Origin of the sequence: Paenibacillus sp. OT2-17, from assembly GCF_009827695.1 — a bacterium.
GTDB classification, from domain to species: Bacteria; Bacillota; Bacilli; order Paenibacillales; family Paenibacillaceae; genus Paenibacillus; species Paenibacillus polymyxa_B.
Map to the genome: position 1 here is coordinate 1 of NZ_WUDQ01000818.1, position 1,241 is coordinate 1,241.

The window sequence follows — 1,241 nt, forward strand, 5'->3', positions numbered from 1 at the left end:
CCTGAGCAAATTCAGGAACGATATGGCCTGAAGCCGCTGCAAATTATTGATCTTAAGGGTCTGATGGGCGATACGTCGGACAATATTCCTGGTATTCCCGGCGTGGGAGAAAAAACAGCGCTCAAGCTGCTGCATCAATACGGTTCAGTCGAAGAAGTGCTGGCGCACACGAATGAGCTGAAGGGCAAAATGAAAGAACGTGTAGAGACACATGCTGACGATGCGCGAATGAGCAAAGATTTGGCGACCATTTATCGGGATGTAACGTTGGACAAGCAGCTGGAAGATGTGGCCTTCGGCGGGCTGCAAGCAGAAACGGCCGGGCCAGCTCTGGCGAAGCTGGAGTTCAAGTCCTTGCTGGAGCGTTTATCCTTTTCAGGTGAGGTTGGAAGTACTGGGGTAGACGTAGAGGAAGCCGCGGCTGACGTAACAGTGCTGGATGAGCAGCGGATTAGCGAATTGGTAGAAGTGTTAGATCGTGTGGATGTGCTGCATGTTGAGACGCATGGTGATAATCCGCATCATGCTGACATTGTAGGTCTGATATTTGCCGCAACGGGACAGCAATTTTTTATGACACTGGATGTACTGCAAAGCGATGCAGCTACACCTATTCGCGCATGGCTTGCTGACCCTGAACGCAAAAAACGCGGTCATGATCTGCATCGAACGGATTTGGCTTTACACTGGCATGGAATTGAGTTTGCAGGTGCCGAGTTTGATGTGCAACTGGCAGGGTACTTGCTGGACCCAACCGATGCAAACCAGACATTGAGCGGATTGGCAGCCAAATATGGCTTGTCTTCGATCCGTCCAGACGAAGAAGTGTTCGGCAAAGGAGCTAAATATAAAGTCCCTGACGTGGATGTACTGTCCGATCATGTGGCGCGTAAGGCAGCGGTGATTGAAGCTTTGGTGCCTGTGCAGCAGGCGGAGCTGGAAAAAACGGAAATGCACAAGCTGTTTCATGAGCTGGAGATGCCGTTGTCCCGCATTTTGGCGGATATGGAGAAGCAGGGCATCTTGGTGAACGTAGAAGAACTGCGCGCTTTGGGGAAAGAATTTGAAGCCCAGATTGCAACGTTGGTGGGTGAAATCTACAGCATTGCCGGAGTAGAGTTCAATCTAAATTCGCCCAAGCAGTTGGGTGAGATCTTGTTTGATAAACTGGGTTTGCCTGTCATTAAAAAGACGAAAACGGGGTACTCGACTGATGCGGAGGTTCTGGAAAAGCTGGCCCC

1 protein-coding gene is annotated in these 1,241 nt (G+C 50.6%); it reads left to right on the plus strand.

What is annotated here, in order from left to right:
* Positions 1-1,241 (plus strand): DNA polymerase (locus tag GRP75_RS27360; RefSeq protein WP_237449230.1); only part of this gene is annotated, 1,241 nt, incomplete at both ends.